The 5,684-nt window shown below is 30.5% G+C and carries 5 protein-coding genes; all 5 read right to left on the bottom strand.

All coding sequences use genetic code 11. The annotated features are described in order from the left end of the window. Nucleotides 1-204: hypothetical protein (locus tag ACH2BG_RS12055; protein ID WP_395047941.1), on the bottom strand; the 204-nt coding region annotated here is incomplete at its 3' end. 313 nt (nucleotides 205-517) lie between these two features. Continuing rightward, nucleotides 518-2,062 (bottom strand): PepSY domain-containing protein, encoded by a 1,545-nt coding sequence (locus tag ACH2BG_RS12050; RefSeq protein WP_395047940.1) that lies wholly within the window; start codon nucleotides 2,060-2,062, stop codon nucleotides 518-520. A 102-nt stretch (nucleotides 2,063-2,164) separates the two neighbouring features. Next, a complete protein-coding gene (locus ACH2BG_RS12045) occupies nucleotides 2,165-4,327 on the bottom strand; it encodes a TonB-dependent receptor (RefSeq protein ID WP_395047939.1) in 2,163 nt (720 codons plus the stop codon). 93 nt (nucleotides 4,328-4,420) lie between these two features. Continuing rightward, nucleotides 4,421-4,672, bottom strand: a complete 252-nt coding sequence (locus ACH2BG_RS12040) for a hypothetical protein (protein ID WP_309755601.1) — start codon at nucleotides 4,670-4,672, stop codon at nucleotides 4,421-4,423. Between the two features lie 612 nt (nucleotides 4,673-5,284). After that, nucleotides 5,285-5,548 (bottom strand): toxin-antitoxin system YwqK family antitoxin, encoded by a 264-nt coding sequence (locus tag ACH2BG_RS12035; protein ID WP_395047938.1) that lies wholly within the window; start codon nucleotides 5,546-5,548, stop codon nucleotides 5,285-5,287. Nucleotides 5,549-5,684: the final 136 nt, after the last annotated feature.

The following is a 5,684-nucleotide window of genomic DNA, read 5'->3' as shown; positions in this document are numbered from 1 at the left end:
TATTGGGGTGTTAAAATTAATGTCGCAATGCGGAATACTTTGTGTTATACTATTTGAAAATGACTCATTATCAAATTTTTGGATATAAGTATGGCTTTCATTTTCAAAATTAGCCTTCTCCTCGGTATCCGAAAATTCAAATACCGTGTTGACATAGCAACACGAAATCAGAATTAGAAGTACTATTTTGATGTATTTTTTCATTGTCGCTAAGGTACAAACTATAATTTTGTTTTGTAATCTATTGACGTATTCTTTATTTTTTTTTTACGGTCTCAGAGCATTACACACGACTTATATATAGACTACTTTAGTTATATCAATCAACCTATAAGGGCTATATATAAAATATTGAGCCAGTTTGTTTTTATTCATTAAACCTTCAATGCATATTTTATACTCCCTTAGCGGTTCTCCTCATTGTTACAAAAAAATGCAAACAAAAAAGACGCCATCACAGCATCTTTTTCTATTTTAATCCTATTAAACTCTAGAATTCCATTTTTTTATTTCACCTTCATTTTCTTTTAAAAAATAAAATCAAACCTAAAACACTCACAATTAAAATTCCTAAAGCGGAAATTACAGTTATCAAATCACGAATATTTTTTCCAGCCCATTCCATCAATAAAAATTTATGAAAAATAGCAAAAGAGTAACCTTCAAGCCTAGTGCTTCTATTTACCACAGATGCCAAACTAGATGTTGATGTCTCTATGTAATATGTTGTATTGTCGGGTGTGTTATATTCTAATTTTACAACTGGCAATCGCTTATTGACAAAACCATATTCTCGTTTGTCAAAATCGGTTAGGATCGAACTGCTTTTTAATACAAAATTAGGATTGTAACTTTCAGTGCCGTCCATTTCGCAACAATTTGAAGTTGGATTTATTAACATTTTCGAAAATTTTGTTACCAGAAATTGTGCGTATTCTATTTCAATGTTTTTTTCTAAAAGATTTGAATTTGCATTTACAAATTGTTTTTCCCATTTTTCATTTTCAGCATCATACAAATCACATTGATAAAAATAATTTTTTTTGAATTTAATGATTGAAATATTGATTAGTTGGCTCAAATCTACCTTAGTTTGGGTTGATAGAATTTTGATGTTAGAAACGTTTATAATTGGTTCATATATCATTTTTGGCAAAACATTGGGTTGCCATTTTTGGATTGCGTGATTACCTCCGCTAAATGCGAAGGTCAGAGTCAAAAACGAGACAATTATACCAATTTTGCGATGATTATTTCTTAAAAACCCTTCTGGATTTGTTGGTGTTACTTTTTTAAACTTCTTCCACATAAACCCATAAATTACTATACCACTAATGGCTGAAAATAATATGATTGAGAGAAACAAAATCATCGAAATTATCCGCAAGTAGGTGTTTGCAATAGCATCTATAAAAGCCCAATTATGAAAAGTATCGAATATCCAAATAAAAATTTGGCGCGATTTCGGGTTGTAAGTTGCTAGTTTACTAGAACTGGTTTCTACATAAACTTGCATTTCATCATCCCTATCGAATATAAGTTTGTAAACGGGTAAATATCGATTGATGTACTTGTATTGCGATGTAAATTCGGTTAATAATTCAATTTTTACAACATTACTTTTTGCATCATCGATAAAATATCTTGATAAATATTCAGCATACTTTTGGTCGCCATTTTCTAATTCTTTTGCGTTTAAAGCATTGAAATATCGATATTCATTTCTAACTGTTTTAATTTGATAATACGTTTGGTTTGCAAAACTTACCATTCTAAAATTCTTGAATAAATCAATTTTATTTAGAATTAAAACTTCTTGAACTGAAAGTTTTATTTGCGTAGTTTCAATTGGTTTAATATCCAATTTTTCGTGTGCAATTTCAGGCTTAAAAAAATGCGCCATAAAAGGGTGCATTATACCTGATAAAGTCCAAAATATAACTGGAATTAATGTAATAATTCCTAATGTACGATGCCATTTGTACATATTTTGCTTTATTTTTTTGATGATTTTTGAATCTTTCTTTTTAGATCGATTTTCTTTTGCAATAGGTTTTTCCATTGTAGTTTTTTTATAGTCGGGTAGCACTGAAAATCTTTTTTGAGGGCGATTTTTCTCGCCTTTAAAAAGAGTGTAACGAATAGCGGGATTGGCTCGTGAAAATTATTTTTTTAAATCGAAATTATATTGAATTCCAAACATAAATGTTCTTGGTGCAGAAACCGTATAAGTTGCTTTATCAGTCGCGTTGTTTCCTTTTGAAACATTATAAGCGTACAATTTATCGGTTATATTCATAATGTTTGTGTAAAACTCTATGCCTTTATACCTGTAAGCGACTCTAGCGTTGAAAAAGCTATATCCATCATATTTTACCGTGTTTATTTGGTCTTGGTAATAACTAGAAACATATTGCCATTCGACTGATGTTCTGAAATTAGGTAACCATTTTGGATAGTAACTCACTTCTGAATTCCCTATCCATTTTGGAGCAGATGGCATCTCAAAGCCATCGAGTTTCTGAACTGGGTCGCTTGGTTTATCGCTCACTTTAAAATCAATAAATTTGTGTTGGGCGGTAGTTCCGCCTATTCTAAATTGCCATTCCTGGGTTGGTTGATAATTTACGCCAAACTCAATTCCCGTGTGGCTTGTTTCTCCTGCTGATTGATAATCGGTCGAGTTATCAGGTTGGCGAATACTTAATAATTCGTTGTTCCCTTGTAGATAATAAACTGCATAATCAACAAATAATTTGTTTTTAAGTAAATTTAAAAAACCGCCAATTTCATAATTATTAAATTGCGCAGGTTTAAGATTATAATAAAAATCGGCTGGAACTGTTGCTGTTCCTGTCCCTGGTTTTTTTCTAAAAATTGAGGTTAATCCTGGAGGTGCAAATCCTTGAGCAAGGTTTCCGTAGAAACCAACATTTTTATTCAAATTGAAGTTTGCTCCAATTTTACTAGTAAATCTATTGTATTTTTTTATCCCTTCAGATTTATCAATATTGTTGATATAACTCAAATCCATTTGGTCAAAACGAGTTCCTAAAGTAATTTTTAGTTTAGCGATTACATTAAAACTATATTGTAAATATCCTGCCGAATTTTTAATTTTTGCCTCGTAATCTGCTAATTTTATATCAGGTCTTTCGGCAAGAATTTGATAATTATTCACTGAAAGTCCTCCTGCATTTAAGCTGGCCTTCAAATCTATTTGATACGAATTGTAGTCGTTAGGCGAATAATCATATAATGCCCCAGCGATTAAATTTGATTTCAAAAATTCGAATTTTTGAGAATGTTGTGCTAAAACACCGTAACTTTTGAAGTTGTTTGAGTTTATTTCTCCTCTTGCTTTATTGGGGTCGTTTGCTGCACTTGGTGTTGGATTCCAACGAATTCCATAAGATGGATTTTGTCCCAGTTTGTTATCTCTATAGAAAACGGTTACAAATGTTTCGGATTTGTCATTCCAATTATGGTTTAATGTCATTCTAGTTCTTAAAGCTTCAGATTTTCGGTAAGTAAAATCGGTTGTGCTTGAATAATTTCTACTCTTAAAAGTTTCTTCGTTAATACTGCCGCTAGTTTGTGAATAGTATTTTCCTTGCATAAAAGTTGTTGTCAATTTGGTGTTTGGAGTGACATCATAATCCAAACGCACATTGATATTGTTTTTAGAATAATCAGATGATGCTAACCAAGAATTTTTTTGGTCGGAAGTTAAACCCGAAACATAAAAACTAACTTTTCCAATTGTTGCACCACCGGCAACCTGCAAACGTTTATAACCGAATTGGTCGGCTTGAACACCAATTTTGAAAGTTGGGTCTAAAGTTGGACTTTGTGTAATAAAATTGATTGTTCCACCAATGGCTTCTGGTCCATAAATAGAAGAAACCGGTCCTTTCACAACTTCGATACTATTAAGCGAAAACTGGTTTATTTCTAACAAAGCGTTGTGATTAAAAACGCCTAATGGACGAATTGGCAAGCCATCTTCGAGATACAAAAAGTAACTAGAGTACGAAATAGGCTGACGAATTGCCATGGCGTGCTGTTCGTTTCCGAGATTGACCATTAAAACTCCCGGAGTTTTATTGATAACCTCGTAGATACTTGTTGGTTTAGTTTCAGATATAGTTTTTGCAGTTAATTTGCTTACTGAAACTGGAATTTCCGAGCGTTTTGCAGCGCCTCGATTTGCAGTTATAATTACTTCTTCAAGTTGCTGTTCGGTTTTTGTGCTATCTTTTACCGTTTTGTTTTGTGCATAAGAAAATTGCCCAATAAGAATTAGGACTAAAATTATTTTTTTCATTAGATAATTATAAATATTAATAATCGTTTCGTTGACTTAAAGTCAACAAAAAATGCATTTCGAGATATTGAAATGATAAATTAAAAAATATAATTATGCGGTGGGAGGATGAAAAATTGCAAAAGAAACCGAGATTGGTTTTGAAGCGTAATAAGAAGAAATATTTTTATTAATTTCTAAAAGTGTAATAGGAGTGAAGTTGTATGATATTGAACTAATTGTGTAAACGGTTTCTACTTTTTCTTTTAAAATATTTTCGTGTTTTTTTTCGTTTTGGGCTTGTTTTTTCAATTCCGCTCGTAAAACACAATTACCATTACAACTATTGTTTTTTTGTTTTCTCAATACGCAAAGTGTTTTCGCAATTTCGTTTTGATTGATTTTAAAAGTAACACAAATAATGATAGTACTAAATGAGTTTAGTAATAGTGTTAATGTTAGAAATATTGAAAACAGAAATTTCAACCTTTTTTTTTGCAAAGTTAAGTTTTGATACTCATTTTTTCTAAACTATTTCTATATTTTTTTCGATTATTTTAAGGGATTATTTTTATGAAAATTGCTTTTATATTTAATAGATAAGGCACTAACTTCTGATTAATTACTAATTCTAAAGTTGTAATGTCTTATGCCTAATTTACGTAGAAAAAATAGCTGATGGAATATCGTTTTTTAGATATTCACCATCTTTAAAGTTTTGAACTTTTATTAAATTGCCGTCTATGTCAAATAAATTTAGTTTTCCATTTCCGTCATTTAAATTACCTTTATCTAATTGCTTTCCATTTCCATCAAAGCAACTAATTATAGGTATTAGTTTTGCGTTTGTATATAATCGTTCTGTATTGATTTTGCCGTTAGTATGAAACCAATCCCATTTACCAATTAATTTCCATTGTTTAGTGTTCCAGTTCCTTCTTTACTTCCGTTTTCGTGAAAAAATCTCCATATTCCATTTTATTTTCCTTTATTAAAATCTCCAATCTGATGCAATTTTCCATTTTCGTGAAACATTTTCCTAATTCCAATTTTTTTTCCATCACGATATTTACCTTTTTGAAATATCTTTCCATTTTTATGATAGAATTTCCAATTTTCAGTTTTTAAATCATTTGTTGCTCTCCCGATTTTTTTTAGTTCACCACTGTCATAAGTATCTTTTGTTAGTTTACAAGAGACAATTAATAAAGTCATAATAAATAGGATAATTATTTTTTTCATTTATTAATATTATGTTCTTCCACGACACATTTATAATTTATTACAGCTATCCGAAAGTTTTACTAAATAATAGAAAAACTGCCTCGACCCTTTATAAATAGGGTATGATTATAAAATTATGCTGAAAATAAGTCAG

This window comes from Flavobacterium sp., from assembly GCF_043779715.1.
GTDB lineage: Bacteria > Bacteroidota > Bacteroidia > Flavobacteriales > Flavobacteriaceae > Flavobacterium.
Note: the sequence above shows the minus strand (reverse complement) of the source record. Positions and strands in the feature narration are given on the sequence as shown.

Bases quoted from the DNA above. Each gene is read 5' to 3' on its own strand.
- ACH2BG_RS12045 (WP_395047939.1), bottom strand. From the start codon at position 4,327: ATGAAAAAAATAATTTTAGTCCTAATTCTTATTGGGCAATTTTCTTAT.
- ACH2BG_RS12050 (WP_395047940.1), bottom strand. From the start codon at position 2,062: ATGGAAAAACCTATTGCAAAAGAAAATCGATCTAAAAAGAAAGATTCA.
- ACH2BG_RS12035 (WP_395047938.1), bottom strand. From the start codon at position 5,548: ATGAAAAAAATAATTATCCTATTTATTATGACTTTATTAATTGTCTCT.